The sequence below is a fragment of the Mycobacterium sp. KBS0706 genome (assembly GCF_005938675.2).
Classification (GTDB): domain Bacteria; phylum Pseudomonadota; class Alphaproteobacteria; order DSM-16000; family Inquilinaceae; genus Inquilinus.
In genome coordinates this window covers 98,168-124,046 of record NZ_VCCH02000002.1, presented here as the reverse complement: position 1 = coordinate 124,046, position 25,879 = coordinate 98,168, and the positions used below count along the sequence as shown (strand labels likewise).

Sequence of the window (25,879 nt, the reverse complement as noted above, 5' to 3'; positions counted from 1 at the left end):
TCAGTGCGCCCGGCGCTGGGCCGCGATGAGGCGGGAGATGCGGACGAAGTCGAGCACGGCCGGCGAGGTCTCGCCGGCCGGCCAGGCGATGGCCAGCTCGACCGCCTGCGGCAGGTCGTCGAGCGGCCGGTAGGCCAGCTCCGGCAGCGGCATGTGCGACACCCAGGACGGCACGATGCCGAGGCCGACCCCGGCGGCGGCCAGGGTGACGATCGACAAGGTGTGCGAGGCGTCCTGCACCACCATCGGCCGCACCCCGGCCTGGCGGAACGCGTCCAGCACCAGGTTGCTGTAGCTGGCGCCGAGGATCGGCGCATAGCCGATGAAGGGCTGGCCGGAGAAGTCGCGCAGCGACAGGTCGGGCTTGGCGGCCAGCGGATGCGTCTTCGGCAGCACCGCGACGAAGCCCTCGCTCGACAACCGCTCCATCTGCATGAAGCCGGCCGCGGCGGTGGGCCGGATGAAGGCGACGTTGATGCCGCCGGCCTCCAGCGTCTTCAGCTGCTCGGCCGTGGTGAAGGGCACGACGTCGACCGTGACCGCGGGGTAGTCCTGGCGGAACACGCGGATGATGGCGGGCAGGAACTGCGACAGCGCCATTTGCACGCCGCCGACGACGAGATGGCCGACATGCTCGCCCGAGATCGCCCTGGTGTGGGAGATGGCGCGGTCCAGGCCGCTGAGCACGTCGCGCGCGTGGCGCAGCAGGATCTCGCCCGCCGCGGTCAGCTTGACCCGCCGGGTGGTGCGGTCGAACAGGCGGACGCCCAGCCGCTCCTCCAGCTGGCGGATCTGCTGGCTGAGCGGCGCCTGGGCCATGCCGAGTCGGTCGGCGGCGCGGCCGAAATGCAGCTCCTCCGCCAGGCAGGCGAAATAGCTCAGATGCCGCAGCTCGATGCCCCTATTCATATCTCCGACATATAAATGCCTTTGTATTTTTGTGATAGATCCCATGGGATCGCTGTGGTTCGCTAGCGGCTTCGACGTCCCGGACCGGCCGCTGTCTTGCCGATCGCGGGCCCCCTCCCGATACCGGCCTGCCCGCCCCCGACAACGGAGAAGGCTGCTGCATGGTGCGCTTCTGGTCGGTGAAAGCCGCGCGGACCCTCCTGACGCTGTGGTTCGTCGTGACCTTCGCCTTCATCGTCCTGCGAATTTCGGGCGACCCGGTGCAGTCGCTGCTGGGCCCCGACGCCACGGTCGAGGAGATCGCGCAGTTCCGGGAGGCCTGGGGCCTCGACCGGCCGCTGCCCGAGCAGTATCTGCGCTACGTCGTGCAGATGGCGTCGGGCGAGTTCGGCACCTCCTATCGCGACGGAAGATCGGTGACCGAGATCATCGCCGAGCGCGTGCCCTGGACCGTGCTGCTGGGCCTGTCCGCCTATGCCGTCGCCATCCTGGTCGGGGTGCCGGCCGGCATCGTCGCGGCGCTGCGCCGCGGCTCCGCCCTCGACCGGCTGGTGATGGGCTTCGCCGTGTTCGGCTTCGCCTTGCCGAACTTCTTCCTCGGCATCCTGCTGATCCTGCTGTTCTCGCTGACCCTGCAATGGCTGCCGAGCTCGGGCACCGGCTCGATCCTGCACCTCCTGATGCCGGCGGCGACGCTCGGCGTCTATACCGCCGGCACGCTGGCGCGCTTCACCCGCTCGGCGATGCTGGAGGTCTTGAGTAAGCCCTATATGCGCGCCGCCGCGGCGAAGGGCGCGCCGCCCCTGTACCGGGTGCTGCGTCACGCCCTGCCCAACGCCGCCATCCCGATCGTCACCGTCATCGGCCTCAATCTCGGCGCGCTGGTCGGCGGCGCGGTGGTGGTGGAGACGGTGTTCGCCTGGCCCGGCATCGGCCGGCTGCTAGTCACCGCCGTGACCTCGCGCGACCTCGCCGTGGTGCAGGCGCTGGTGCTGCTGGTCGCCGTCACCATGGTCGCGGCCAATCTCGCGGTCGACCTGCTGTACGGGCTGCTCGACCCGCGCATCCGCACGGCGCGCTGAGGGCCTGGCGATGCGGCGCTTCCCCTGGCTCCTGGCAGCGGCCTTCGCGATCCTGGCGGCGGCGCTGCTGGCCGCCCTGTTCGGCGGCTGGCTGACGCCCTACGGCGTGACCCAGCAGAACCTGCTGGCCCGGCTCAAGCCGCCATCCTTCCTGGGCGGCGACCCGCGCCACCTGCTCGGCACCGACCGGCTCGGCCGCGACATGGTGGCCCGGCTGGTCGGCGGGCTGCAGATGTCGCTGTCGGTCGCCGTCGCCGGCACGGTGATCGGGGCCGTCGTCGGCTGCACCATCGGCTTCATCGCCGCGCATTTCCGCGGCTGGGTCGAGGAGTCGCTGATGATGCTGGTCGACTTCCAGGCGTCCCTGCCCTTCATCCTGATCGCCCTGACCCTCCTGGCCTTCTTCGGCAACAGCCTGACGCTGTTCGTCATCCTGATGGGGCTGCATGGCTGGGAATCCTACGCCCGGCTGGCGCGCGGCGTCGTCCTGTCCGCCGCCAGCCAGCCCTATGCCAAGGCGGTGGTGGCGCTGGGCGCCGCGCCGATGCGCCTGTACCTGCGGCATATCCTGCCGAATGTGGCGAGCGCGCTGATCGTCCAGATCACGCTGAACTTCCCGCAGATCATCCTGCTCGAGACCTCGCTGAGCTTCCTCGGCCTCGGCATCCAGCCGCCGCTGACCAGCCTGGGCCAGATCCTCGGCGACGGCCGCGAATACCTGTCCAGCGCCTGGTGGATCGCGGTGTGGCCCGGCCTCGTTATCTTTGCCATCACCCTGTCGATGAGCATCGTCGGCGACTGGCTGCGCGACCGGCTGGACCCGATGCTGCGCCACCGCACCGCCTGACAACCAAACAAGCAAAGGAGGCTTCGATGTTCACAAGACGCGGTTTCGGCAAGCTGGCGCTCGGCGCCGGTGCCGTTTCGCTGGCGACGCCGCTGCGATACGGGCGGGCGGCGGACCGGCCGGTGCTGACCATCGCGGTCGACAATCTGTGGCAGACGATGTCGCCGATCAACGGCCTCAGCACCACCTCGAACCGGATCTTTCCGAACTTCTACGAGGCGCTGATCGAGCGCGACTACCTCTCCGACCCGAACGGCCTGGCGCTGCAGCCGAAGCTGGCGACGAAGTGGGAGCGGAACGGCACGGTCTGGACCATCGAGCTGCGCCAGGGCGTGAAGTTCCACGACGGCACGGACATGACGGCCGAGGACGTCGCCTTCACCCTCGGCGCCGACCGGCTGTGGGGGCCGAAGCCGTTCGAGCCGCGCGGCAAGACCTTCACCGCCGGCTTCAAGCGGGTGGAGGCCACCGGCCCCCACACCATCGAGATCGAGACCGCCACGCCCGACCCGAACGTCCCGGGCAAGCTGACCGGCAATATCGGCCTGGTGGTGCCGAAGAAATACTATCTCGAGGTCGGCGTCGACCGCTTCGGCCAGGCGCCGATCGGCACCGGACCCTACAAGGTCACCACCTTCCGCTCCGGCGAAGTGATGGTGCTGGACGCCTTCGACGGCTATTGGGGTGACCCGCCGCCGGCACGGCAGCTGGTGTGGAAGATCGTGCCGGAATTCGCGGCGCGCCTGGCCGGGCTGGTGTCGAAGGAGTTCGACTTCATCGTCAACATCCCGACCGACCAGGAGCCGACGCTGCAGGGCTATCCCGAGGTCAAGCTGGTCCGGCGCCAGGTCGAGAACTACCCGGCCTTCGCCTTCAACACCCTGCCCGACCCGCCGGACAATCCGCTGGTCGACCCGAAGCTGCGTTACGCCATGGTCCAGGGCATCAACATGGACGAGATCGTCACGGCCCTGTTCGGCGATGCCACCTTCCATCCGGCGGTGCCGTTCAACTTCACGGAATACGGCAAGTTCTACGACCCGGAGGCGAAGCCGAAGCTGCCCTACGACCCGGAGCGGGCCAAGGCCCTGGTCAAGGAGACCAGCTATGACGGCCAGAAGCTGCTGTGGCACATCACCCGCCAGTTCTATCCGAACTACGAGGCCGCGGCCGAGGTGATGGTCGAGCAGTGGCGCGAGATCGGCGTCAATGTCGAGGCGCAGGTGCTGGACAATTTCGAGCTGGTCTACCGCCGCCCCTATCACCTGATGAACATGTCGATGAGCTCGGACTTCATCCCGGGCGACCCGTACCAGCCGCTGTGGCTGGACTGGGGCCCGACCGCGACCCGCTCCACCGCGAGCTGGAAGACCTGGACGCCGACCGAGAAATTCGTCGAGCTCGGCCGCGCCTTCGAGAAGGAGATCGAGTTCGACAAGCGCAAGGCGGCCTATCTCGCCTTGTCGGAGGAATGGCAACGGGTCACGCCCGGCTTCTATCTGTGGAAGAGCGTCTACAACTGGGCGCATCGCGGCGACATCGCATGGACGCCGATCGGCGACAGCGACATGCGCATGTATGGCGGCTATCTGAAGCTGGGCTGAGACCGATGCCGCTGCGCAAGCACGCCCTGAAGGACATGACCTTCGTGGAGTTCCGCGAGCGTCTGGCCGAGCGCCCGGTGATCCTGCTGCCCTTCGGCAGCCAGGAGGAGCAGGGCCCGCACGCCCCGATGGGCGACTTCATGCTGACCGAGCGGCTGTCGGTGCTGGCGGCGGAGGCGGCGGATGCGATCGCCGCCCCCACCGTTCCCTTCGGCTATGCCGATTTCTTCCGCACCGTGCCGGGCGGCATCCAGCTGCGCGCCGAGACCTTCTCGGCCGTGCTGGAGGACACGGTGACCGCCTTCCTCGACCACGGCGTCGAGCATCTGGTCGTGTTCAACGGCCACAGCTCGAATGCGCCGCTGATCGAGCAGACGCTGCGCCGCCTGCGGCGCGAGCGCGGCGTGGCGGTCGCGGCGCTGAACGTCTGGCGCCTGATCCCGCCGGAGCTGTGGCGCGAGCTGCACGGCGACAAGGCCGCCCGGGCCCGCGGCCATGGCGGCGATCCGCTGACCTCGGTCTACCTGCATCTGTTCCCGGAGCTGATGCGGCCCGATCTGGTGCGCCCGGCCACGCCCTCCCGGGCCTTCGGCCTGCCGACCGACGGCGTCGCCGCGGTCAGCTTCGAGGGGCTGCCGGTGCAGATGCCGCTCGACGTCACCGAGGTCAATCCGGACGGCATGCTGGGCGGCGACCCGACCCTGGCGGATGCCGCGATCGGCGCCCGGATGGTCGAGCACATCACCGGCTTCACCGCGCGCTTCATCGCCCATTTCCGCCGCTGCGACCCGCGCCGGGTCGAGGCGGCGCCGGCATGAATCCGCTGCTCGCCATCGAGGATCTGCGGGTGAAGCTGCCGCCGGCGGCGGAACGGCCGGATGCCGTCTCCGGCCTGTCGCTAGCGCTCGGCCGCGGCGAGATCCTCTGCGTCGTAGGCGAATCCGGCTCCGGCAAGTCGATGACGGCGCTGGCGGTGATGGGGCTGCTGCCGGCCAACCTGCCGGCGCCGAGCGGCCGCGTGTTCTTCGAGGGCCGCGACCTGCTGGCCCTGGCCGAGCGCGAGCGGCGCGACCTGGCCGGCCGCCGCATCGCCATGATCTTCCAGGAGCCGGGCGCCGCCTTGAACCCGATCTACCGGGTCGGCGACCAGGTGGCCGAGACCTTCCGGCTGCACACGAAGCTGTCGGCCGCCGAGATCCGCGAGCGGGTGCTGGCGCTGTTCCGCGAGGTCCGCCTGCCCGACCCCGAACAGCTGTATCACAGCTATCCGCACCAGCTGTCCGGCGGGCAGTGCCAGCGCGTGATGATCGCGACGGCGCTGGCGCTGGACCCCGCCATCCTGATCGCCGACGAGCCGACCACCGCGCTCGACGTCACCACCCAGGCGCAGATCCTGCGGCTGATGCTGGACCTGCGGCAGCGGCACGGCACCGGCATCCTGTTCATCACCCATGATTTCGGCGTGGTCGCCGAGATCGCCGACCGGGTCGCGGTGATGCAGAACGGCCGGCTGGTCGAGGAAGGACCGCGCGACCGCGTGCTGCGCCAGCCGGAGGCGGCCTACACGCGCGACCTGCTGGCCGCGGTGCCGAAGCTGGAGCCGCGGCGCGCCCGGCCGGGGCTGGGCTCGGTCGCCGTCTCGGCCAAAGGCATCGCCAAGACCTTCCGCAAATCCGGGCTGTTCGGCGGCGGCCGCAGCGTCAGGGCGGTGGACGGGGTCGATGTCGAGATCCGCCGCGGCGAGACGCTGGGGCTGGTCGGTGAATCCGGCTCCGGCAAATCCACTTTGGCGCAATGCGTCATCCGGCTGATCGAGCCCGAGCGCGGCGACATCACCCTGCCGGGCGGATCCTTCTCCGCCCTCAAGGGCAAGGCGCTGCGGGCGGCCCGCCGGCGGGTGCAGATCGTGTTCCAGGATCCCTACAGCGCGCTCGACCCGCGGCAGAGCGTCGGCGTCGCCATCGCCGAGGGACCGGTGATCCATGGCGTCGACCGAGGCGAGGCGCGGCAGCGCGCGCTCAAGCTGCTGCAGGCCGTCGGCCTCGACGCCGAGGCGGCCGGCCGGTTCCCGCATGAATTCTCCGGCGGCCAGCGCCAGCGCATCTGCATCGCCCGGGCGCTGGCGATCGAGCCGGACCTGCTGATCGCCGACGAATCCGTCTCGGCCCTCGACGTCTCGGTCCAGGCCCAGATCCTGGACCTGCTGGCCGAGATGCAGCAGCGGCTGGGCTTCGCCATGCTGTTCATCACCCACGACCTGCGCGTGGCCAGCCGGATCTGCGACCGCATCGCCGTGATGCGCCAGGGTCGCATCGTCGAGGAGGGCGAGCCCGAGACCCTCTTCGGCGCCCCGCGGGAGGCCTATACCCGCGAACTGCTGTCGGCCGTCCCCGGCCGGGATTGGGGCCAGGACGGCAACCAGGGCTGATCTCCGCTTCGCCGCCCCACGCCGACCGCCCTCGTCACTCGAAGCGAGGCGGCTCGGCGGCGGTGCGAAGCGCCTCCAGCAGCGCCGCCGACGGCTGACCCGTGACCGGCAGGCCCTGGCTCTGCTGGAAGGAGGCGATGGCGGCCCGGGTCCTGCGCCCCAGCCGACCATTCGCCCGCCCCGCATCCAGGTTCAGCTTCGCCAGCAGCTGCTGGATTTCCCGGACCTGGGCGCTGGTGGCCGGCCGTTCCGGCGCGATTGCCGGTGGCGCGGCCGACGGAGGCACGGCTGCCGTCTGGCTGGGACCGGCCGGCGCCGGCATCTGGACCGCTCGGTTGTTGTCCGGAACTCGTTCCGGGCTCGCCGTGGCCGCAGTGGTCTGGGCCGGTGCCATACGCCCGGCTTCCAAGGCCGCTTGCAGCCTAGCCAGCGCCTGTTTCCCCTGCTCGTCGCCGGCCCTGGCTGCGATCCTGTACCAGCCGGCGGCCATCAGCGGATTGGCCGGCCCGAGCTCACCGGTTTCATAGAGGCGGCCCACCTCATACGCGCCGCGCGGGTTGCCGGTGACACTGGCCTTGCGAAACCAGTTCATCGCCTCTCTCGGGTCGCGTGGCACGCCGAGACCTTGCTCCCACAGAAAGCCGAATGCATAGGCGGCATCGGCTTTGCCTCGGTCGGCGGCGCGGCGGTACCAGTAGGCGGCGTGCTCATAGTTCTGCGGCACGTCGATGCCGCGTGCGAAGACGGTGCCGATCTGATACTCGGCGTTCGCGTCGCCGGCGATGGCCTTGCGCGCCAGATCGCGCAGCTCGGCGGAGGCGTTGTCCGGCAGCGGTAATTCGGCTGCCGGATCACCGTCCGGAGCGCCGGGAGGAGCGGTTTCGCGGGGTGATGCCGCGGTCGTCCTGAGAACGGGCGCCGGACCTGCGGGCGCGGCCTGCGGCGCAGGAACTGTGGCAGGGGCTGCGGCAGCGGATGCTTGCTGAGCTTCGGCCGAAGCGGCGTCGCCCCAGCCGAGCCCCAGGTCGTTCAGCGTGGAGCAGCCGACCACAGTGCAGGCGAGCAGGACCGCCACCGCGTGACGGGTGGCCGCCCCGCGCCCATGGTTCGGCTCACGCTCGAACCTGGTCCCATGCTCGACCGATCGTTTCACCCCACCTCCTCGCCCGTTGCCGGACGCGCTGCAAGACGAGTTCGTCACTTCTGCGACCAGCCGGTTCCGACCGGCCTGACTCGACGACAATGCGTGGTCTTGATCCAGAGCGGCGACCCGACGGCTCAGATCAATTCATCTTCAATATTGCGTGCATCGGCGCATAGTCTGGACGCCCGATGGCATCCTTTCTGCCCCGCCCGATACCATCTTCGGCAGGAGAATTTCACGCGGCGGACCATTGGACCATGACTCAGGGCCCGGGCGATCGCGACTGACCTAATGGTACAGCATGGTCATACGCCCTTCGCGGTACTCACGGCCGCCGGCCCCGTGTCGCTGCCGACCGGCCGGGCGCGTGGACCTTGAGCAGCTCGGCCAGCCGCTCCAGGTTGCCGGCGGTCATGTCGGCACGCGTGGCAAAGGCCAGATCCCGCGCTTCGCTCTCGCCATGGCGCAGGATCGAATACTTCTTCTGGTGCCGTACCCCGTCCTGGGTCCAGTAGGCGACCCAGAAGGCGGACGAGCCCCCCGGGCGGGCATAGCGCGCGACCCCCGGGATGCCATGCGGGGTGTTCTTGCGCGGCACCAGCATGCGGCGCAGCGAGCTGACCTCGCGGTGCTCTGCGAGATCCTTCGTGGCAAACGCCTCGGCCGCGGCCTTGGCCCGCGCGGAGGTGCCGAACGCCCGGTCGGAGAAGAATTTGCGCGTGTGTCTTCCAGCAACCGAGTACTGGCCGACCCAACCGAGCATCCGTTTCGCCTTGTCGTCAATTCGACTGACGCGCATCGGAGCCTCCAAACCGACCCGCGAAGTCTCGCATATTGTCCCGCCGATTTGCAGGATCGACGGAATACCGCTTCCGGATGAGACATGCTGCCGGCCCCGCATCCGAGATCTTCTTCGCCACCTCGGGCTCTTCGGTCAACTACCCGGTGACCATCCCGGCGCTGCGGCAAGGCCAGTCGGCCTTCATCAGCTTCGATATCCGCGAGGCGGACGCCGACAAGATCGACGCCGTCACGGTGACCCTGCAGGGCGCCGGGGGCGAGGTCCACTGGCAGCGCACCTACAAGGGCTATGAGAGCTGGGACCGGCACACCATCCCCTTCTCCCCGGTGGCAGGCTTCTACAAGCCGATTGCGATGAACCTGGTGTTCTCCCCGTCGGCTCTCGACTACAAGGATGACGACAACTGCCGCATCCGCATCGGGCGCCTGCGCGTGCATGCGGGCAAGAACCCGGTCGATATCGGCCATCTTCGCTCCACCGGCGACATGACCTGGAACGGCTCGCACATCGTGTTCGGCAACGGCATGACCCGCGAGGTCCACATCTGGCTGGACGGCTCCGGCGCCTTGCGCGTCAAGCCGGGGCGGCCCACGACCGACACGGACGGGCGCGCCCTGCAGTTCGCCCCGTAGCCGACATCTCGGGAGGCTCCCTCGGGAGCCTCCTCCTTCCCCTACCCGCTCGCCCGCACAACCAGGCTCAGCTCCACCAGCTCGATCCCCCGCTCCGGCGTCCCCCCGGCGAGGCGGGTCAGGAGCATGCGGCCGGCGCGGCGGCCGATGTCGTCGCTGTCGATGCGCACCGTGGTCAGGCCCGGCTCCAGCGCCTCCGCCAGCTCGATGTCGCCGAAGCCGGCCACCGCCAGGTCGCCCGGCACGGCGAGCCCGCGGCGCCGCGCCTCGAACAACGCGCCGATCGCCAGCAGGTCGTTGCCGAAGAACGCCGCATCGAACGGCTCGCCGCCCTGCTCCAGCAGCGCAATCATCGCCCGGCGACCCTCGGCCAAGCCGGCCGGGCCCTCGACCGACAGCTCCGCCGCCGGGCGCAGCCCGTGTTTGGCCAGGCCCTCCTTGAAGCCCTGCAGCCGCAGCACGCCGCGGCCGCCGCCGCGGCCGACATAGGCGATGCGGCGATGGCCGCGCTCGCCGAAATGCTCGCCGACCAGCCGCCCGCCGTCGAAATTGGAGAAGCCGACCAGCATGTCGATCGGGTCCTGCGGATAGGCCCAGGTCTCCATCACCGGCACGCCGAGCGAGCGCAGCGCCTCACGGTTCTCCTCCAGCTCGATCACGCCGGTGAACAGCACCGCGGCGGGCCTGAGGTCGCGCAGCGACTGGATCATCGCCGTCTCGCGCGCATAGGAATAGGCGGTCTCGCCCGTCATCAGCCGGTAGCCCGCCGGCTCCAGCACCTCGGCGCAGGCCCGCACGGCGCGCGAGAATTGCGGGTTGGCGATGTTGGAGACGAAGGCGGCGACCAGAGTCGACGCGGCCGCAGCCGTCGCCGCCGGCCGGCCGCCGGAGCGCAGGCGGATGGCGTCCTGGTTGGGCGCATAGCCGGTCTGTTCGATCGCCGCCTGGATGCGGCGGCGCTTGTCCTCCGCCACCTTCTCCGGCTGGCGCAGCGCCCGGGAGACGGTGATCGGCGACACCCCGGCAATGCGCGCGACCTCGTCGATGCGGGCCGGCCGCTTCTCCGAATCCGTCATCCGATCCCCTTTGTCGACCCGCGGCTCACCGGCCGGCGCCCAGCACCTCGGCCACCTGGATCAGACAGTCGCCCGGTTCGCACCGGCTGTGCAACCGGTGCGAGATCACCACCCCGGATTCGGCGAAGTGCCGCGGCGCCTCCACCACCTCCAGCCGGTCCAGGTCGTGCACCCAGCCGGCCAGGTCCCCGGCCGCGACCTCGGCGCCGACCTCGACCGCCGGCTCGAACCAGCCGGGGGCAGTGGCATAGATCGCCTGGGCGTGCCGGGCCAGGGACAGCAGGCGCATCGGCCCCGCCGCCGGCGCCGGGCCCAGCAGCGGCGCGTCGATCACGCCGAGCGCCAGCAGCAGCCCGTCGATCGCGGCCGAGGCGCCGCGCATCGTCGCCGGCGTCACCGTGCCGCCGCCGCCGAACTCGCCGGACAGCCCGATGATGCCGGCCCGCGCCGCGGCGCCCATCGAGGTCGGCGCCGCCGGGCCGTTGTCGGCGACGAAGCCCCAGGGCAGGCCCAGCGCCCGCATCAGCGCCAGCGCCCGCTCCTGCCTCTCGGGGTCGGCGTGGCGCTCGATCAGGGCGCAGGGCAGATGCGCCATCGAGGTGCCGCCGGAATGCAGGTCGAACACCACGTCGTGGCGCGGGAACAGCTCATGCTCGAGGAAATGGGCGATGCGCTGGGTCGGGGTGCCGTCGGGATCGCCCGGAAAGGCGCGGTTGAGGTTGCCGCCGTCCAGCGGCGAGCAGCGCTTCGACGCCCGCACCGCCGGCGCATTGGCCATCGGCAGGATGGTGACGGTGCCCTTCATACGGGCCGGGTCCAGCCGGCGGATCAGCCGGGCCAGGGCGAACTCGCCCTCATATTCGTCGCCATGGTTGCCGGCCATCAGCAGCACCCGCGGCCCGTCGCCGTTCCGGATCCGCGCGATCGGGACCTTGACGTGGAAATAGGGCGACCGGTCGACCGAGAAGGGCACGCCCAGATGGTCGAGGACGCGGCCGTCGGCGTCGAAATCGATGGTGTGGAACAGACCCGTATGCATCTCAGCCGAAGCAGGTGGGATAGGCGGCCCGGACGCGGCCCTGGCCGTCGACGCCCCAGATCACCCGCCAGCGGTCGAGGCAGGTGCAGGGGTGGGAGATGCCGAACTCGATCACGTCGCCGACCGCGACCGAGGTGTCGGGGCCCAGCGCCAGGAAGGCATGCTGGTCGTTCAACTTCATCACCCGCGCCTCCTCCGGCCGGGCGAAGCTGGCCAGCGGGTGGCCGGCGCGGTGCAGGCGCAGCGGCGTCGGCAGGTCCTGGTCGAAGGAGACGTCGCGCATGCCCATGCCGCAGATGGCCAGGCCCGGCGCCGGGCGCGACAGCACCTCGGCCCAGAGCCGCAGCGCCGGGCGGAAGCTCTCCGACGCGCTGGCGACCTCGCCGCCGAGGCGGAAGCCTTGCCGGGCGTCGAGTGCCGCCAGGCCGCGCGTGTAGATGCCGTGGTCGTGGAAGAAGATCGCGCCGCTGCGCAGCACCAGCCGGGCGCGGCCGTCGGCGGCGGCCACCGGGCCGAGATGTTGCACGATCAGGTCGAAATAGGCCGAGCCGCCGGCGGTCAGGATCAACGGCGCCTGCGGCCCGGCGGCGGCACGGACCTTGCCGAACGCCTCCGCCGCCAGCGCCGCGAGCTCGGCGATGGCCGCGTGGGTCCGCTCCGCATCGGCGGTCGCCGCCGCGCCCTCATAGGCGCCGACGCCCGCCAGCCGCAGCCGGCCCTCGCTGGCCTGGACCGCGGCGATCACCCGCTCCGCCGCCGCCAGGTCGCGGGCGCCGGCGCGGCCGGCCCCGACCTCGACCAGCACCGGCAGCGGCGCCAGCCGGGCCTCGCGCCAGGCATCGTCGAGCGCCGCGGCGGCCTCGGGGGAATCGGTAAAGGCGTAGATCCCGGCCCGGGGATAGGCCTCGTGCAGCCGGGCCAGCCGGCGGGCGCCGCCCCCGCCGCCGACCTGGTTGGCCAGGATCAGCCGGTTCAGCCCGGCGCGCAGCATCACCGCGGCTTGGCGGATATCGGCCACCGTGGTGCCCCAGGCCCCGGCCGCGACCAGCGAGGCCGCCAGCGCCGGCGCCATCGGCGTCTTGGCATGCGGGGCGATCGCCGCCCCCTGCTCCGCCGCATAGCGCAGCATCAGCGCGCGGTTGCCGGCGAAGGCGTCCTCGTCCAGGGTCAGCACCGGCAGCGACATCGCGCCCTCGGCCGGGTGCCAGCCCTGCGCCGCCACTTCGTCCAGCGCGATCGGCCCGGCGCCCGGGGGCACGCCCCGGATGCCGTCATGCAGCATGTCTGCGTCCCGCATGATGATCCCGTCGGCCACGATTGCCGCTCCCCGCCCCTGCTATGGACTTCCTTAGACGGCAGCGGCAGGCTATCTGTCAAGACAACGTTGTCATCGATCAGGCGCAGGACGGATATCCTGCAGGAGAGGCCTCGTGACCCAGCCCTATGACGGCCCGATCGTCGACGCGCACCATCATCTCTGGGATCTGTCGATGGACCGGCACCCCTGGCTGCGCCCGGCGCGGGGCGAGATGGTGTTCGGCGACAACGCGCCGTTGCGCCGCGACTACCTGCCGGCGGATTATCGCGCCGATGCGCGCAACCAGCCGGTGGTCGCGACGGTGCATGTCGAGGCCGGCTGGGACCCCGCCGACCCGGTGGCGGAGACCGCCTGGCTGGAGACTCTGGAGGACCACGACGGCATCGCCGAACGCCTGGTCGCGCATGTGCCGCTCGATTCCCCGGACGCAGCGGCACTGCTGGAGCGGCAGGCGGCCTTCCCGCGCGTCGTCGGCATCCGCGACATCCTGAGCTGGCACCCCGACCCGGCGCGCAGCTTCGTCGCCCGTCCGGACCGGATGGACGACCCGGCATGGCGCCGCGGCCTGGCCCGGCTGGCCGGGCACGGCCTGTCCTTCGACCTGATGCTCTATCCGGGACAGATGGCGGATGCGCTGCGGCTGGTCCGCGACTTTCCCGGCCAGACCTTCATCCTGAACCATTGCGGCAGCCCGGCCGACCGCGACCCGGAGGGCATGGCCCGCTGGCGCGCCGGCCTGGCAGCGCTGGGCCGCGAGCCGAATGTCCATCTCAAGATCTCCGACCTCGTGGCCTATGACCACCACTGGACGCCGGGCAGCCTGCGCGACGTGGTGCTGGCGTGCCTCGACGCCTTCGGCCCTGCCCGGTCGCTGTTCGCCAGCGACTTCCCGGTGGCGGGGCTGCACGCCTCCTTCGACCAGGTCTGGGACGGTTTCAAGGCGATCACCGCCGACCTGACCCCGGCCGAGCAGCGGGCGCTGTTCCACGACAACGCCCGGCGGCTCTACCGGGTCGACTAGCGCCGTGCCTCCCGCCCCGACAGCAGCAGCAGCCCCAGGATCAGCCCGCCGAACAGGATGCTGCGCCAGCCGGGCGAGGCATTCACCACGGTGATCAGCGCGGTGATGGTGACCAGCAGGATCGCCCCCGGGATGGTGCCGGCATAGGTGCCGCGCCCACCGAGGATCGAGGTGCCGCCCAGCACCACCGCGGCGATCGAGGTCAAGAGGTACGGGTCGCCGATGCCGACATAGCCCTGCCGGTTCATACCCAGCACCAGCACCCCGGCGATGCCCGCCATCAGCCCGCTGAGCGTGTACAGCAGCACCGTCGTCCGGCCGATATCGACGCCGGAGAGGCGCGCCGCCAGCGGGCTGGTGCCGAAGGCGAAGATCCGGGCGCCGACCGCGGTGCGGTGCAGCAGCACCAGCACCCCGGCCGAGACCACGAGCCACAGCAGGATGCCGACCGGCACCCCGGCGGGGCGGGCCGAGCCGAGCCATTCCACCACCGGGTTGCGCACAGTGATGGCGCTGCCGCCGGCGACGATCACCAAGAGGCCCTGCAGCAGCGTCGCCATGGCCAGGGTCATGATCAGCGGATGCACCCTGAGCGCGGCGATGCCGATTCCGTTGAGGAAGCCGATGCCCGCGGCCACCAGCAGCGTCGCCGCCACCCCGACCAGCCCGGTCGGGTCCCAGGCCACCGACAGCAGCGGCAGCAGGATCGCCGTCACCGTGATCACCGCGCCGACGGCGAGGTCGATGCCGCCGCCGATCACCACCAGCGTCTGGCCGGCGGCCACCAGTCCGATCACCGCCGCGAGCTCCAGCAGGTAGCGCAGATGGCCATAGGCGCCGAAGCCGCGGGTCAGCAGGCTGGCGGCGATCCAGACCGCGGCCACCACCAGCCAGGCCAGCACCACCTTGTGCCGCAGGATCGCCGGCACCTTCGTCGCGATCGCGCTCATGCCCGCCTCCAGCGGATCTGCGGCAGCGCCACGGCGCCGACGATGATCAGCCCCTGGGCGATGTATTGCGCCACGGGCGGAAAGCCCAGGAAGAACATGACGTTGATCATGACGCTGAGCAGCAGGCTGCCGGCGATGGCGCCACGCATGGTGCCGGCCCCGCCGAGGAAGCCGACCCCGCCCAGCACCGCCGCGGCGATCGAGTTCAGGGTGAAGGGCGTGCCGATCACCGGGTCGCCCGACCCGGTCTGCGCCGCCACGAACAGCCCAGCCAGCGCCGCCAGCATGAAGCTGATCGCATAGGCCACGACCTTGGCCAGGTCGACCGGCACGCCGGAGCGGTAGGCGCCGACCGGGTTGTCGCCGGCAGCATAGAGGCCGAGGCCGATCGGCGTCGCCAGATACAGCTTCCAGGCGACCGCCAGCAGCACCAGCAACAGCGCCGCCACCGGCTGGTGCCCGGCCAGGAGCTCGGACAGCCAGTCCGGCACGTCGCCGCCCGGCCGCGGCAGCACCAAAAGGGCCGCGCCGCCGAGGATGAAGGACCCGGCCAAAGTGACGATGATCGCCGGCAGCCGGAACAGCGCCACGATCGCCCCCGCCCCGGCCCCGACCGCAAGCCCGATCGCGGCCACGGCCAGCACGCCGCCGGGCACGCCGAGCATCCCGTCGAAGCTGGTGGCCGCGACCACGGCGCCGAGGCTGACCATGGCGCCGACGGCCAGGTTGATGCCGCCGGTCAGCATGATCATCGCCTGGGCCATGGCCACCAGCGCCAGCGGGAACCAGTTCTGGGTGAATTTGGCGACGCCCTCGACGCTGACCAGCCCCGGGAACAGCGCAACATACAGCGCCAGGAACAGCGCCACGATCAGGTACAGCCCGCGCAGCCCCTGGTGCCGGCGGCCCTGGATCGCCCGATACAGCACCGCGCTCATGCCGCCAGCCCCGGCGCGGCGACGCCCATGGCGGCGCCGACGATCGCTTCCTCGCTAATCCCCGGCCGCTCCAGATTCGCCACCGTGCGGCCGGCGAACATCACCGCCACCCGGTCGCAGAGATGGACCAGCTCGGGCGTGTCGGAGCTGAGCAGCACGATCGCCTTCCCCTGCGCCGCCAGCGCCCGCAGCATGACGTAGATCTCCCGCTTGGTCTCCACATCGACGCCCCGCGTGGGGTCGTTCAGCAGCAGGATGCGAGGCGCCAGCGGCAGCCATTTGGCCAGCGCCACCTTCTGCTGGTTGCCGCCAGACAGCGCCTGCACCGGCCGCGCCGTATCGCCCTTGATGGTCAGGCGCCTGGCGAGCTCGGCCACCGTCGCCGCCTCTCCGGCCCGGTCACGCAGGCCGCGCGCCGGCCGCGCCAGGGTCGGCAGCAGCAGGTTGAAGGCGATGCTGTGCGGCAGCAGCAGCCCCTCCTTCTTGCGGTCGGCCGGGATATAGGCCAGGCCGGCCGCCGTCGCCTCCGTCACCTTGCCGAAGGGCCGGTCGGCCCCGGCGATGCGGGCTGCGTCGGCTGCCGCCGGCAGGGCGCCGACGAGCCCGAGCAGTAGATCCTCCTGCCCCTGCCCCACCAGCCCGCCGATCCCGACCACCTCGCCGTAGCGGACCGTGAGATCGACCTCGCGCGCGGCCCCTGCCCGGAAGCCGCGAATCTCGATCGCGGTCTCCGGCTGGGCGGAAGGCTGCCAGGCGGGGAACAGGTCGCCGGGATCGCGCCCGACCATCAGCCGCACCAGCCCTTCCGGATCGACGCCTTCCAGCGGCCGGTCGGCGGTGCGGCTGCCGTCCTTCAGCACGGTGGCGTAATCGCAGAGGTCCAGCACCTCGTTCAGCCGGTGCGAGATGTAGAGGATGGCCGTGCCCTCGTCGCGCAGCCGCCGCACCAGCCGGGCCAGGGTCTGCGCCTCATGCGCCGACAGCGAGGAGGTCGGCTCGTCCAGGATCAGGACGCGGGGCTTGCGGTAGAGGGCCTTGGCGATCTCGACCATCTGCCGGCGGCCCAGCGACAGGGCGTCGACCGGCAGGTCCAGCGGCTCGTCCAGCCCGACCAGGTCGCAGGCCGCCCGGGCCCGCGCCGCCAGGGTGCCGTAGTCGATCAGCCCGAGCCGCCGCGGGTAGGCGCCGAGGCCGATATTCTCGGCGATCGACAGATGCGGCGCCAGGCTCAGCTCCTGCTGCACCACGGCGATGCCGGCGCGCTGGGCCTCGCGCGGGGTCAGGTGGCCGGTGCTGCGGCCGTCGACCGTCAACGACCCGCCATCGGGCCGCAGCGCCCCGGACAGGATGTTGATCAGGGTCGACTTGCCGGCCCCGTTCTCGCCCAGGAGGGCGTGGACGCGGCCGGGATGCAGCGCGATCGAGACGTCGCGCAGCACCGGATTGCCGAAGAAGGCCTTGGAGACGCCCTCCGCAGCGAGGATGGGCGACGCCGTCACGGCGCCGCCCCCGCCTTGGAGATCATTCTCACTTCGCCGCCAGCAGCTTGTCGAACAGCGCCGTGTCGTATTCCGAGAAGATGTAGCCGTCGGCCGGGAACTTGTCGGCCCGCGCCAGGTAGCCGTCGATGCTGGCGTCGTCGATCACCGGCAGCGGCACCTTGACGAAGGCCGGCACGTCCTTGCCCGACAGCGCCTGCACCGCGGTGTAGACCGCCAGCGCGCCGAGCCAGTTCGGCTGCATCGTCGCCCAGCCCTTCATATCGTGCTGCTTCCACAGCTCGAGGAACTGGCGGTAGTTCTCGCCGGTGGTCGGCACGAAGGCGCGGCCCTGCCGGTCCATCGCCAGGATCGCGCCGGCCGACAGCGCGCCGCCCAGCGACAGGATGCCGTCGATCTCCGGATTGGCGAACAGCAGGCTGGTCACCGCCTCCTGCGCCGGGGCGACGTTGTAGTCGGTGTTGGTCTCGGCCAGCACCTCGACCCCCGGATTGGCCTGCAGCACCGGCGTCGCGCCCTTGCGCCGGTCGTCGCTGACCGAGATGCCGGCCGGGCCGTTCAGGACGATGATCTTGCCCTTGCCGCCGATCTGCTTGACCAGCCACTCGGCGGCCTGCTTGCCCCAGTCCGCCGAGTCGGTGTTGAGCTTGGCCGTCACCTTGTCGGTCTGCACCAGGCTGTCGAAATTGATCACCGCGATGCCCTTGGCGCAGGCGTCGGCGACCACGCGGTCCAGCGCCGTGGCCGAGCCGGCGATCAGGATGATCGCGTCGACATCGGCGTCGATCATCGACTGGACCTGCTGGATCTGGGTGTTGGCGTTGCCCTGGGCGTCGGTGATGACCAGCTTGTCGACCAGCCCCTTGGCCTTCAGCTCGTCGACCTCCTTGCTGATGGTGCCCTCGGTCTGCTTCATCCAGGTCGGCACGGAGTAGATGTTGGCCCAGCCGACGGTGAAGGGTGGCTTGCGGTCGCCCTTGATGCAATTGGCGGCGGCATCGGCCGCGCCGGTGGCGGCGACCAGGGCGGCGACCGCCACAGCGGCTCCGCAGACGGCGCGGCGCGCCAGATCCTTCGTCATCATCCTCTCCCTGTCTGACCCGGCCGTGGCGACCGGTGCGTTGTCGATTCGTCCGGCGAAGCCCGCAAGGGCGGAGCCCGGAGGGTGCGACGTCGCCCGCGCCGGCCGCAATCTTCTGCTGCGGGCCGCCGGCAGGACGACATCATCCCCGCTCATAGAGAGACGGGCCTGCAGGAATCTGTCAAGACAACGTTGTCATCAAGGGATGTTCGAGCCTCAGGACGCGCGCTGGCGGGCCTTACCGCCGCCTGGGCCGGAGCAGCTTCGCCGTGAGAGCCTGCACCTCGCGGTCCCGGAACGGCTTCGACAGCATCGGCCGGGCGCCGCATCTGTCTTCGACGCGGTCGCGCGGGCAGGACGACACGAAGGCGAACGGAATGTTGCGCTCGGCCAGGACTTCCGCCGCCGGGAACACCTCGTCGCCGCCGGCCAGCTCGACGTCGAGCAGTGCGGCGTCCACGCCGTCGGCTCCGGCCAGCTCGACCGCCTGGTCCAGCTTCGCGGCCGGCCCCAGGACGCGGATGCCGGCCTCGGCCAGCGCCTCCTCCACCAGGAGGGCGGTCAGGAATTCGTCCTCGACGACGAGGACGCAAGGCTGTCGCTCGATCACCATGGGCGGGTCCTCCGGATATTGCGTTTCTATGACAACAGCCGCTGCGGCACGGGAGTGCGGGTAATTTTATTGCCTATCTCCACCGGCGTGCGACCTACTTCCGGGAATCAAGCCCTTGCCGCCCGCCTTGAAGGCGTCCATCAGGAACTGCCACGGCCGAAGGACATGACGATGCCCGCCACCGAACGCGACGACGAGCTGCGCTACGCCATGAATCAGCTGGAAGCCTGGCTGACGCGATGGCTCGCGGGCCAGGCCCCGAACGGGATCCAACTGGCCGCGATCAGGCGGGCGGTCGGCGAGCTGCATATCGACGAGGGCGAAATCCACGACGATGCCGGGCCGTCGGCGCATCAGGAGATCGCCAACCTGCTGGCCGCGGCGGACCCGGACCATTCGCCCCTGGCCGAGGCGGGCGATGCCGCCGCCGTCGACTACACCCTGCCGGAGTTCGAGCGCGACATGGAGCTGCTGCGGCCGAAATACCAGTATCTGAGCTGGCTCGGAGGGCGGCCCGTCGGGCATGCCTGACGCCCCGGCTTGCCGGAGTGCATTCCCACGGCCATGTCCTTTCGACGACCGAAGGGGAGAGAGGCGATGCCCGGCACCGACCGAGACGCCGAGCTGCGCTATGTGCTGGGCCAGCTCGAGCAATGGCTGCAGCGCTGGCAGGCCGGCCACAGGATGACCTCGCGCGAGCGCTGGAACCTCCACTTCGCGGTCCGGCAGCTCCAGGCCGACGAGGGGGCGAGGCAGGACCCGACCGTGGTGACCAAGGCGGACACCATGATCGACCCGATCCGGCGGATCGACCCGGACCTGCCCAACCAGCCCGACGCCACCGCCGCACCCGAGATCGACTACCCGGTCGAGCAGTTCGAGCGCGATCTGCTGCAGCTGCGGAAGAAGTTCGCCTATCTCGGCGGCACCTGAAGACGTCCCTCATTCGACGGCATTTTAGCATTTGATATTTTTCATTTATTTTCAATGCCGTACGGAACGGTGCGGCTGCGGCGCCTGTTGCCTGGGCGTTGTCTCCCCCACCCGGGAGAGACCCCACTTCCGGAGAATGACAATGCTCCGCACAGCACTTCTCGCTGCCTTGCTTGCCGTCGGTGTTGGCGGATCGATGGCAGCGGCTCAGACCACCGCCCCCTCGACCACCACCCCCTCGAACGATCCCGCCGCCACTGCGGACACCAAGCAGGGCGTCGTCCTGACCTCGCCCGCGGAGCTGCAGAAGGGCGCAAACAGCTTCACCGAGGCGCAGGCCACATCCCGCCTGGAGGACCACGGCTTCACCGGCGTCACCGGCCTGACCAAGGACGATGCAGGCATCTGGTGGGCGACGGCGTCCAAGGGCGGCAAGAGCGTCAAGGTTGGGCTCGACTATCAGGGCAACGTCGCCACGCAGTGACGGCCTTTCCATCGCATCATCAGGAGATCAGCCATGACCCGGGTCACGATCACCGGACTGTTCGACAATCCGGCGGATGCCGCGGATGCGCGCCGCGACATCGAAGCCTTCGGAATTTCACGGAATGACATCGGTCTGCTCGCCCACGATTCGGAGCACGTCGTCCGGGACGACGACGACGGCTCCGACGCCGCATCCGGGGCCGGAACCGGCGCCGGCATCGGCACGGTCCTGGGTGGCGGCGCCGGTCTGCTGACGGGGCTCGGCGTGATGGCCATTCCCGGCGTCGGCCCGATCGTCGCCGCCGGCTGGCTTGCCGCCACGCTGGCCGGTGCGGCGGCCGGAGCCGTGGCCGGCGGCGCCACCGGGGGGCTGATCGGAGCCATGACGGATTCAGGCGTCGACGAGGATTCCGCCCATGTCTATGCCGAAGGCGTCCGCCGCGGTGGCACGCTGCTGACCGTCCAGGTCGAACAGGACCAGGCCGCCCAGGTCCAGGAGATCCTCCTGGAAAACGGGGCGATCGACGCCGCCGCTCGCGGCGAGGCGTACCGCTCGTCGGGCTGGACCCGATACGATCCGCGCGCGCCCGTCTACACGCCGGACGAGATCGCCCGCGAGCGCGACCTCTACGGCCGCGGCGACACCCGAGTCTAGCCGCATCCTCGCGACGGCACCGCCGGCCCGGGGAACCCCGGCGCAGATGCCTGCATTGACCAGTCAAGGCAATCAGGAGGATGTCTCATGACGCCGATGTCTCAGATCAAGGACCATATGAACGTCGTCGGCTCCGACGGCATGCATGTCGGAACGGTCGACCATATGGAAGGCCAGGACCGCATCAAGCTCACCCGATCGGACCAGGATGCCGGCTCGCAGCATCACTACATTCCGGTCGGCTGGGTCGATCATGTCGACGACCGGGTTCATCTCAGCATGACGGCCAAGGACGCCAAAGCGAAATGGCATTGAGCCGTTCAGGCATGCCGGAAGGCCGCCCCTCGGGGCGGCCTCTCACGACCAGCCGACTGGGCCGACACCAGCCCCTCACTAATGCTTCCGAGTTGCCGTAGTTCACATCAAGCAGGCCCCAAGCGTGTCGCCAACGCTTCTCGCACGCTCTGTCCGCCCTCGAGACGGCCCCCCCAGGGCTTGCTTCCCCTCGGCATCTCCAGGACGCAATCGTCGGAAAAGAACGCCATGATACGATCGAGATCATGCGCGTGAAGGCCTCGCACAGCTCCGTCAGCGTCGATCAATGTCCATCGTCCTCTCCGTCCAGCCGGATCATCGAGAGATTGTTCGGATCCGAAATCGGTCACCCGCGGATGGCGGCGTGGATCGCGGTGCAGTGGCGGACAAGATCGGCCTGCGAGGTGACGAAAACCCTCAGCGGGGTGTCGATCGGATAGAATAGAATGTTCGCGATGAAGCCGTAGATGCCCGCATCGGCACTGGTCGGCTCGGCTCCGTGCAGGTAGTCGCTCTCCGCGAGACGGTTCGCCAGCACCCGCAGGTCCGCGACGCCGCGGGCATAGGCGGCGTCCGGAGCGAAGCGGCCGATGCCCTGGTAATGGTAGCGCTGGAAATTGAAGTCCCGCGCCTTGGCCAGCCCCTCCTCGGTCACGCTCGAATGCTCTCGCAGCAGCGCGTCACGGAAAGCGGGCCAATAGCGCTCGTCCTTCCAGCGTGAATAGGACATCACCCAGTAGAGATCGTCGAGCATTCGCGAGATCAGATGACTGGTGTCGCACTGTGCGGGGGTCAGCCGGTCGTCGATGGTCAGGCCATATCTGCGGATCAGGTGTGCAATGATCGTGTCGCTGTCGCCGATCGCCTCTCCATCATCGACGACATAGGGAAGTTGTCCGCGCGGTGCTGTCGAGGCGTCGAAGATGTGCTGATGAGCGAAGGGCAGGCCGGTCAATCTGAGAAAGGCATAGACTTTCAAGCCGTAGCCGTTGTTGTCGGCGACACCAAAGAGCTCGGGATATGAGTACAGGGTGAGCATTGCGCCTCCCGGAACCGGCCGAGTGTAGCCGATGCCGTGCAGCCGGTCACCGGATGTCCGCTTCACAGACGACGATGTCGGCAACGGGCGCCGAACACCGCTTCATCGGGGCGTCCCTTCGCGAGGCCTCTGAGCCATCCAACGCGTCAAAGAGGATGAACGCGCCAGTCTGAGAGCGGAGTAGGCCTCGACAAGTTCGGCAAGGCTGAAGCCGCGATTGAGCCCGCTCGGATTCGGCAGGATCCACACCTCGGCATCGCACAACCGGGTGGATTGCGGCCCCCAATGGACCCTGCCGCCCGCGATCGCTTCATAGGCCGCCTTGCCCAGGAAGGCGATGGTCTCGGGCCGGAAATGCTCGAGCTTCGCACGGAGCCCCGCCCCGGAGGCCCGGAGCTCGTGACCGCGCAGCTCGCCGGTGCCGCGCGTGGCCCGCGGGACAGCGGCGGTGATGCCGCAGCCGAATGCGAGCAGGCGGCGATCGTCCTGCGCCGAGAGCCTCACAGGCGTGAAGCCGGACAGGTGCAGGACAGGCCAGAAGCGATTGGACGCCGACCCGAAATTGTGGCCGGAGGCCGCTGCCTGTGTGCTCGGGTTGATGCCGCAGAAGACCACCGGGAGGCCCGGCGCAAGGATGTCGAAATTGGACAGCTCCACCGGGCGATCACCCGCGCGCCGGGATGTCGTTGCGCGGCGGCGTCATCGGATTGGGCGGCGGGCGGCGCAGCAGCAGCACCAGGAACGGCGCCAGCGCCAGCACCCAGGCGACGATCCAGAACCCGTCGATATAGGCCAGCACATAGGCCTCGCGCTGCACGAACCGTCCGGCCGCGGCGATCCCCTGGCTGGTCTCCAGCCCGATATTGTTGGCGTGCTGGCTGAAGACGGTCGACAGCGCGGTCACGACGCGGTCGACGACGTCCGAGCCCGAGCTCAGATGCTGGCCGATCAGGTTCGAATAGACCTGCTCGCGCACCCGCACGAAGGTCTGGATGAAGGCGGTGCCCAACTCGATGCCGAACAACCGCGAGATCTGGATCGTCGCGGCGATGGCGGCGGCCTGGGGCGGCGTGATGTTCGAAACGGCGAAGGTGACCAGCGAGGTCAGGCCGATGGCCAGGCCCGCCGCCTCGACGATCTGCGAGGGCAGGAAGTCGCCGCCGGCCCAGTCATGGGTCAGGCCGGTGTCCATCCAGCTGCCGATCGCGATCAGGGCGAAGCCGATGCTGAGGAGGAGGCGCGCATCGATCCGGCGCAGCGCCAGCACCACCAGCGGGATGAGCAGGAATTGCGGCACGGCGATCCAGTTCAGCACATCGCCGATCTGCAGCGCCCGCAGCCCCTGGATGCGCGTCAGATAATCCGGCAGCACATAGGCGGTGGCCTGTGAGCCGAAGCCGTAGGCGCAGATCAGCAGCGCCGGAATCGCGACATTGACCTGGCGCAGCACCGGCAGGTGGATCAGCGGATGCTCGACGGTCGCCTCGTTGACCACGAAGGCGGCGATCAGCAGCAGGCCCCCCGCCAGGCAGCCGACGACGATGCCGGAATTCAGCCAGTCGAGGCGGTTGCCCTGGTCCAGCCCGACATAGACCAGCCCGAAGCCCAGGCCGGCGAAGACGATGGCGCCCCAATCGGTGCGGCGCAGCAGGTCGCGATTGATGCCGTCGCGCGGCACCGCCCACAGGATGATCAGGGCCATGGCTCCCGTCAGCACGACGTTCTGCCAGAAGATCCATTGCCAGTGGCCGGTTTCCGAATACCAGGCCTCGAGCGAGGCGGCGACGTTCTGGGAGAAGGTGAAGCGGAAGGCATAGGCGGCGATGCCCCAGATCCACCAGCGTGGCGCCAGGCCGCGCAGGATGAAGCCGAGCGAGGCGGGAATGAAGGTGCCGACCGCGAGGCCGCGGACGGTCTGCAGGGCGATGATGAGATCGTAATCGGCCATCAACGGCAGCAGCAGCGACGACAGGATGAAGATCGCGCTGGCCCAGAGCAGGAAGCGCCGGACGCCGATGACCATGCTGAACCAGGCCGCGCTCGGCGCCACCACCATCTGGCCGGCGGAGAAGGCCGTGGCCAGCCAGGAGCCCTCGTCGAAGCCGAGGCCGAGCCCGCCGCGGATGTCGGCGAGGCCGAAGCCGGTGACCCGCGTGTTCAGCGTCGAGATGACGGCCCCCAGCAGCACCGCCGCGACGCCGGCCAGGGGGCGAAGGCAGGGCGCCGCCGCAGCCGCGGGTCTCGGGACGGGGGCGCCGGCGGCCTCGACGGCGGCGGTCACGACTTCGCCGGCGCGCTGTCGTCGGTCAGGATGGTCACCACCGCCGACATGCCGGGACGCAACCGGCCGGCCAGCGGGCTGCCGGGATCGAGCCGGATCTTGACCGGGATGCGCTGCACCACCTTGGTGAAATTGCCGGTCGCGTTGTCCGGCGGCAGCAGGCTGAACTGCGATCCGCTGGCCGGCGCGATGCTGTCGACCCGGCCGGTCACCACGGTTCCGGGAAAGGTGTCGAAGGTGACCTCGGCCTTCTGGCCGATCGCCACGCGGGTCAGCTGGGTCTCCTTGTAGTTCGCGATCACCCAGACATTGTCCAGCGGGACCACGGAGATGACCTGGGTGCCTGGCCGCAGATACTGTCCCGCGCGCACCCCGCGCTCGCCCACCATGCCGTCCACCGGCGCCGTGATCCGGGTGTAGCCGAGATTGGTCCTGGCCAGCGCGAGCGCCGCGTCCTTGGCCTTGGCGTCGGCGCGCAGCTGCAGCTCCTGGGTGTCGAGCACGCCCATCTGCCGGCGCGCGGCCTCGAGCTCGGCCTGATTGCGCGTCAGGGTGGCCTCGAAGCGCTTCTCGTCGGCGACGGCCTGCTCCACCCTCTGCGCCGTGCCGAAGGTGGTGCCCAGCAAGGTCTGCTGGCGGCTCAGCTCCAGCTTGGTGCGGTCGACATCGGCCTGGGTCGCGGCGATGACGCTCTGGGCCTGGTCGATCTCGGCGTGCTGCAGGTCCTTGCGCGCCTTCAGGTTCTGGATCGCGGCATCGGCGCCCAGGACATCCGCGGCGGCCTGTTCCACCCGCGCCCGATAGTCCTGGTCGTCGATCTCGACCAGCAGGTCCCCGGCCTTGACCAGCTGGAAGTCGGTGACGGCCACGCGGTCGACATAGCCGTCGACCTGGGCGCTGAGGGGGGTGATGTCGCCGCGCACGGTGGCGTTGTCGGTGGTCTGGCGGCTCGCCTGCCCGACCCAGGCATCCCAGCGGGTGACGAACAGGGCGACGACGCCGCCCGCGATGACCAGGATCACCAGCCGCAGCAGCCAGGCGCCCAGCAGGCGCGGCGGCGCGGCCGGCCTGGTGCCGACGGTCCGGTCGGCAGCGGCGGGCGGCGGTCCGGGAGCGGGTGATGGCGGTCCTGGCGGGTCGAGGGCTGTGGAGGCTGGCTGCTGGTCCATCACGATCTTCCGATACAC

The 25,879-nt window shown here is 70.0% G+C and carries 27 protein-coding genes; 12 read left to right on the top strand and 15 right to left on the bottom strand.

All coding sequences use genetic code 11. From position 1 onward, the window contains the following. Window positions 1-909 (bottom strand): LysR substrate-binding domain-containing protein, encoded by a 909-nt coding sequence (locus tag FFK22_RS01645; RefSeq protein WP_138886441.1) that lies wholly within the window; start codon window positions 907-909, stop codon window positions 1-3. Between the two features lie 161 nt (window positions 910-1,070). Between FFK22_RS01645 and FFK22_RS01640 the strand changes: the two genes are divergently transcribed. The 5 genes from FFK22_RS01640 to FFK22_RS01620 are packed head-to-tail and all read left to right on the top strand — an operon-like array spanning window position 1,071 to window position 6,870. Further along, entirely contained in the window at window positions 1,071-1,991 is a 921-nt protein-coding gene (locus FFK22_RS01640) for an ABC transporter permease (RefSeq protein ID WP_138886442.1), read from the top strand. A gap of 10 nt (window positions 1,992-2,001) precedes the next feature. Next, complete coding sequence (locus FFK22_RS01635) at window positions 2,002-2,838, top strand: ABC transporter permease (RefSeq protein WP_138886443.1); 837 nt, start codon at window positions 2,002-2,004, stop codon at window positions 2,836-2,838. 26 nt (window positions 2,839-2,864) lie between these two features. Next, complete coding sequence (locus FFK22_RS01630) at window positions 2,865-4,442, top strand: ABC transporter substrate-binding protein (protein WP_138886444.1); 1,578 nt, start codon at window positions 2,865-2,867, stop codon at window positions 4,440-4,442. 5 nt (window positions 4,443-4,447) lie between these two features. After that, window positions 4,448-5,260: a creatininase family protein gene (locus tag FFK22_RS01625; RefSeq protein WP_221938316.1), complete on the top strand. Its 813-nt coding sequence runs from the start codon at window positions 4,448-4,450 to the stop codon at window positions 5,258-5,260. After that, complete coding sequence (locus FFK22_RS01620; RefSeq protein ID WP_138886445.1) at window positions 5,257-6,870, top strand: ABC transporter ATP-binding protein; 1,614 nt, start codon at window positions 5,257-5,259, stop codon at window positions 6,868-6,870. Before FFK22_RS01625 ends, FFK22_RS01620 begins: the two co-directional genes overlap by 4 nt. A gap of 34 nt (window positions 6,871-6,904) precedes the next feature. On the opposite strand, the gene FFK22_RS01615 is transcribed toward FFK22_RS01620, so the two are convergent. Together FFK22_RS01615 and FFK22_RS01610 are read right to left on the bottom strand one after the other, a co-directional pair. Beyond that, a complete protein-coding gene (locus FFK22_RS01615) occupies window positions 6,905-8,023 on the bottom strand; it encodes an SEL1-like repeat protein (protein ID WP_138886446.1) in 1,119 nt (372 codons plus the stop codon). A gap of 316 nt (window positions 8,024-8,339) precedes the next feature. After that, window positions 8,340-8,813, bottom strand: coding sequence for an AP2 domain-containing protein (locus FFK22_RS01610; RefSeq protein ID WP_186002250.1), 474 nt, complete (start codon window positions 8,811-8,813; stop codon window positions 8,340-8,342). Window positions 8,814-8,890: 77 nt separating this feature from the next. Between FFK22_RS01610 and FFK22_RS01605 the strand changes: the two genes are divergently transcribed. Next, window positions 8,891-9,448 (top strand): hypothetical protein, encoded by a 558-nt coding sequence (locus FFK22_RS01605; RefSeq protein WP_138886448.1) that lies wholly within the window; start codon window positions 8,891-8,893, stop codon window positions 9,446-9,448. Between the two features lie 41 nt (window positions 9,449-9,489). Here FFK22_RS01605 and FFK22_RS01600 read toward each other — a convergent pair whose 3' ends face one another. From FFK22_RS01600 to FFK22_RS01590, 3 genes are read right to left on the bottom strand one after another with little or no spacing between them, the layout of a single operon-like run. After that, window positions 9,490-10,524: a LacI family DNA-binding transcriptional regulator gene (locus FFK22_RS01600; protein ID WP_138886449.1), complete on the bottom strand. Its 1,035-nt coding sequence runs from the start codon at window positions 10,522-10,524 to the stop codon at window positions 9,490-9,492. A 25-nt stretch (window positions 10,525-10,549) separates the two neighbouring features. Then, window positions 10,550-11,563, bottom strand: a complete 1,014-nt coding sequence (locus tag FFK22_RS01595; protein ID WP_138886450.1) for a succinylglutamate desuccinylase/aspartoacylase family protein — start codon at window positions 11,561-11,563, stop codon at window positions 10,550-10,552. A 1-nt stretch (window position 11,564) separates the two neighbouring features. Then, window positions 11,565-12,878 carry an amino acid deaminase gene (locus FFK22_RS01590; protein WP_221938315.1) on the bottom strand — a complete coding sequence of 438 codons (1,314 nt, stop codon included), beginning with the start codon at window positions 12,876-12,878 and terminating at the stop codon, window positions 11,565-11,567. 115 nt (window positions 12,879-12,993) lie between these two features. On the opposite strand from FFK22_RS01590, the gene FFK22_RS01585 reads away from it, so the two are divergent. Next, complete coding sequence (locus FFK22_RS01585; protein WP_138886451.1) at window positions 12,994-13,902, top strand: amidohydrolase; 909 nt, start codon at window positions 12,994-12,996, stop codon at window positions 13,900-13,902. On the opposite strand, the gene FFK22_RS01580 is transcribed toward FFK22_RS01585, so the two are convergent. The 5 genes from FFK22_RS01580 to FFK22_RS01560 form a co-directional block, all read right to left on the bottom strand. After that, window positions 13,899-14,852: an ABC transporter permease gene (locus tag FFK22_RS01580; RefSeq protein ID WP_138886452.1), complete on the bottom strand. Its 954-nt coding sequence runs from the start codon at window positions 14,850-14,852 to the stop codon at window positions 13,899-13,901. The two genes, FFK22_RS01585 and FFK22_RS01580, sit on opposite strands and share 4 nt — an antisense overlap. Next, window positions 14,849-15,790 (bottom strand): ABC transporter permease, encoded by a 942-nt coding sequence (locus FFK22_RS01575; RefSeq protein ID WP_138886453.1) that lies wholly within the window; start codon window positions 15,788-15,790, stop codon window positions 14,849-14,851. The genes FFK22_RS01580 and FFK22_RS01575 overlap by 4 nt, the downstream gene beginning before the upstream one ends. Continuing rightward, window positions 15,787-17,289 carry a sugar ABC transporter ATP-binding protein gene (locus tag FFK22_RS01570; protein WP_138886454.1) on the bottom strand — a complete coding sequence of 501 codons (1,503 nt, stop codon included), beginning with the start codon at window positions 17,287-17,289 and terminating at the stop codon, window positions 15,787-15,789. The genes FFK22_RS01575 and FFK22_RS01570 overlap by 4 nt, the downstream gene beginning before the upstream one ends. Window positions 17,290-17,317: 28 nt before the next feature. Continuing rightward, window positions 17,318-18,370 carry an ABC transporter substrate-binding protein gene (locus tag FFK22_RS01565; RefSeq protein ID WP_221938314.1) on the bottom strand — a complete coding sequence of 351 codons (1,053 nt, stop codon included), beginning with the start codon at window positions 18,368-18,370 and terminating at the stop codon, window positions 17,318-17,320. Window positions 18,371-18,608: 238 nt separating this feature from the next. After that, window positions 18,609-18,983, bottom strand: a complete 375-nt coding sequence (locus FFK22_RS01560) for a response regulator (protein WP_138886456.1) — start codon at window positions 18,981-18,983, stop codon at window positions 18,609-18,611. Between the two features lie 171 nt (window positions 18,984-19,154). Here FFK22_RS01560 and FFK22_RS01555 point away from each other — a divergent pair, with 171 nt between their 5' ends. From FFK22_RS01555 to FFK22_RS01535, 5 genes are all read left to right on the top strand, one after another. Next, on the top strand, window positions 19,155-19,514 hold the full coding sequence (locus tag FFK22_RS01555) for a hypothetical protein (RefSeq protein WP_138886457.1): 360 nt from the start codon (window positions 19,155-19,157) through the stop codon (window positions 19,512-19,514). 66 nt (window positions 19,515-19,580) lie between these two features. Then, on the top strand, window positions 19,581-19,916 hold the full coding sequence (locus FFK22_RS01550) for a hypothetical protein (protein ID WP_138886458.1): 336 nt from the start codon (window positions 19,581-19,583) through the stop codon (window positions 19,914-19,916). Window positions 19,917-20,112: 196 nt separating this feature from the next. Further along, the gene (locus FFK22_RS01545) at window positions 20,113-20,400 is read left to right on the top strand and encodes a hypothetical protein (protein ID WP_221938313.1); all 288 of its coding nucleotides are present in this window, start codon (window positions 20,113-20,115) and stop codon (window positions 20,398-20,400) included. Window positions 20,401-20,433: 33 nt separating this feature from the next. Further along, the gene (locus FFK22_RS01540) at window positions 20,434-21,057 is read left to right on the top strand and encodes a hypothetical protein (RefSeq protein WP_138886460.1); all 624 of its coding nucleotides are present in this window, start codon (window positions 20,434-20,436) and stop codon (window positions 21,055-21,057) included. Window positions 21,058-21,144: 87 nt separating this feature from the next. Further along, complete coding sequence (locus tag FFK22_RS01535) at window positions 21,145-21,372, top strand: DUF2171 domain-containing protein (RefSeq protein WP_138886461.1); 228 nt, start codon at window positions 21,145-21,147, stop codon at window positions 21,370-21,372. 346 nt (window positions 21,373-21,718) lie between these two features. On the opposite strand, the gene FFK22_RS01525 is transcribed toward FFK22_RS01535, so the two are convergent. From FFK22_RS01525 to FFK22_RS01510, 4 genes are all read right to left on the bottom strand, one after another. Continuing rightward, the gene (locus FFK22_RS01525; protein ID WP_138886462.1) at window positions 21,719-22,411 is read right to left on the bottom strand and encodes a glutathione S-transferase family protein; all 693 of its coding nucleotides are present in this window, start codon (window positions 22,409-22,411) and stop codon (window positions 21,719-21,721) included. Window positions 22,412-22,513: 102 nt separating this feature from the next. After that, window positions 22,514-23,068: a G/U mismatch-specific DNA glycosylase gene (gene mug / locus FFK22_RS01520; protein WP_138886463.1), complete on the bottom strand. Its 555-nt coding sequence runs from the start codon at window positions 23,066-23,068 to the stop codon at window positions 22,514-22,516. A 7-nt stretch (window positions 23,069-23,075) separates the two neighbouring features. Beyond that, window positions 23,076-24,692, bottom strand: a complete 1,617-nt coding sequence (locus FFK22_RS01515; protein ID WP_138886464.1) for an MFS transporter — start codon at window positions 24,690-24,692, stop codon at window positions 23,076-23,078. After that, on the bottom strand, window positions 24,689-25,861 hold the full coding sequence (locus tag FFK22_RS01510) for an HlyD family secretion protein (protein WP_186002249.1): 1,173 nt from the start codon (window positions 25,859-25,861) through the stop codon (window positions 24,689-24,691). The genes FFK22_RS01515 and FFK22_RS01510 overlap by 4 nt, the downstream gene beginning before the upstream one ends. Between the last annotated feature and the right edge of the window lie 18 nt (window positions 25,862-25,879).

Bases quoted from the DNA above. Each gene is read 5' to 3' on its own strand.
- FFK22_RS01645 (WP_138886441.1), bottom strand. From the start codon at position 909: ATGAATAGGGGCATCGAGCTGCGGCATCTGAGCTATTTCGCCTGCCTG.
- FFK22_RS01640 (WP_138886442.1), top strand. From the start codon at position 1,071: ATGGTGCGCTTCTGGTCGGTGAAAGCCGCGCGGACCCTCCTGACGCTG.
- FFK22_RS01635 (WP_138886443.1), top strand. From the start codon at position 2,002: ATGCGGCGCTTCCCCTGGCTCCTGGCAGCGGCCTTCGCGATCCTGGCG.
- FFK22_RS01630 (WP_138886444.1), top strand. From the start codon at position 2,865: ATGTTCACAAGACGCGGTTTCGGCAAGCTGGCGCTCGGCGCCGGTGCC.
- FFK22_RS01625 (WP_221938316.1), top strand. From the start codon at position 4,448: ATGCCGCTGCGCAAGCACGCCCTGAAGGACATGACCTTCGTGGAGTTC.
- FFK22_RS01620 (WP_138886445.1), top strand. From the start codon at position 5,257: ATGAATCCGCTGCTCGCCATCGAGGATCTGCGGGTGAAGCTGCCGCCG.
- FFK22_RS01610 (WP_186002250.1), bottom strand. From the start codon at position 8,813: ATGCGCGTCAGTCGAATTGACGACAAGGCGAAACGGATGCTCGGTTGG.
- FFK22_RS01605 (WP_138886448.1), top strand. From the start codon at position 8,891: ATGAGACATGCTGCCGGCCCCGCATCCGAGATCTTCTTCGCCACCTCG.
- FFK22_RS01600 (WP_138886449.1), bottom strand. From the start codon at position 10,524: ATGACGGATTCGGAGAAGCGGCCGGCCCGCATCGACGAGGTCGCGCGC.
- FFK22_RS01595 (WP_138886450.1), bottom strand. From the start codon at position 11,563: ATGCATACGGGTCTGTTCCACACCATCGATTTCGACGCCGACGGCCGC.
- FFK22_RS01580 (WP_138886452.1), bottom strand. From the start codon at position 14,852: ATGAGCGCGATCGCGACGAAGGTGCCGGCGATCCTGCGGCACAAGGTG.
- FFK22_RS01575 (WP_138886453.1), bottom strand. From the start codon at position 15,790: ATGAGCGCGGTGCTGTATCGGGCGATCCAGGGCCGCCGGCACCAGGGG.
- FFK22_RS01565 (WP_221938314.1), bottom strand. From the start codon at position 18,370: ATGACGAAGGATCTGGCGCGCCGCGCCGTCTGCGGAGCCGCTGTGGCG.
- FFK22_RS01560 (WP_138886456.1), bottom strand. From the start codon at position 18,983: ATGGTGATCGAGCGACAGCCTTGCGTCCTCGTCGTCGAGGACGAATTC.
- FFK22_RS01555 (WP_138886457.1), top strand. From the start codon at position 19,155: ATGCCCGCCACCGAACGCGACGACGAGCTGCGCTACGCCATGAATCAG.
- FFK22_RS01550 (WP_138886458.1), top strand. From the start codon at position 19,581: ATGCCCGGCACCGACCGAGACGCCGAGCTGCGCTATGTGCTGGGCCAG.
- FFK22_RS01545 (WP_221938313.1), top strand. From the start codon at position 20,113: ATGGCAGCGGCTCAGACCACCGCCCCCTCGACCACCACCCCCTCGAAC.
- FFK22_RS01540 (WP_138886460.1), top strand. From the start codon at position 20,434: ATGACCCGGGTCACGATCACCGGACTGTTCGACAATCCGGCGGATGCC.
- FFK22_RS01535 (WP_138886461.1), top strand. From the start codon at position 21,145: ATGACGCCGATGTCTCAGATCAAGGACCATATGAACGTCGTCGGCTCC.
- FFK22_RS01525 (WP_138886462.1), bottom strand. From the start codon at position 22,411: ATGCTCACCCTGTACTCATATCCCGAGCTCTTTGGTGTCGCCGACAAC.
- FFK22_RS01510 (WP_186002249.1), bottom strand. From the start codon at position 25,861: ATGGACCAGCAGCCAGCCTCCACAGCCCTCGACCCGCCAGGACCGCCA.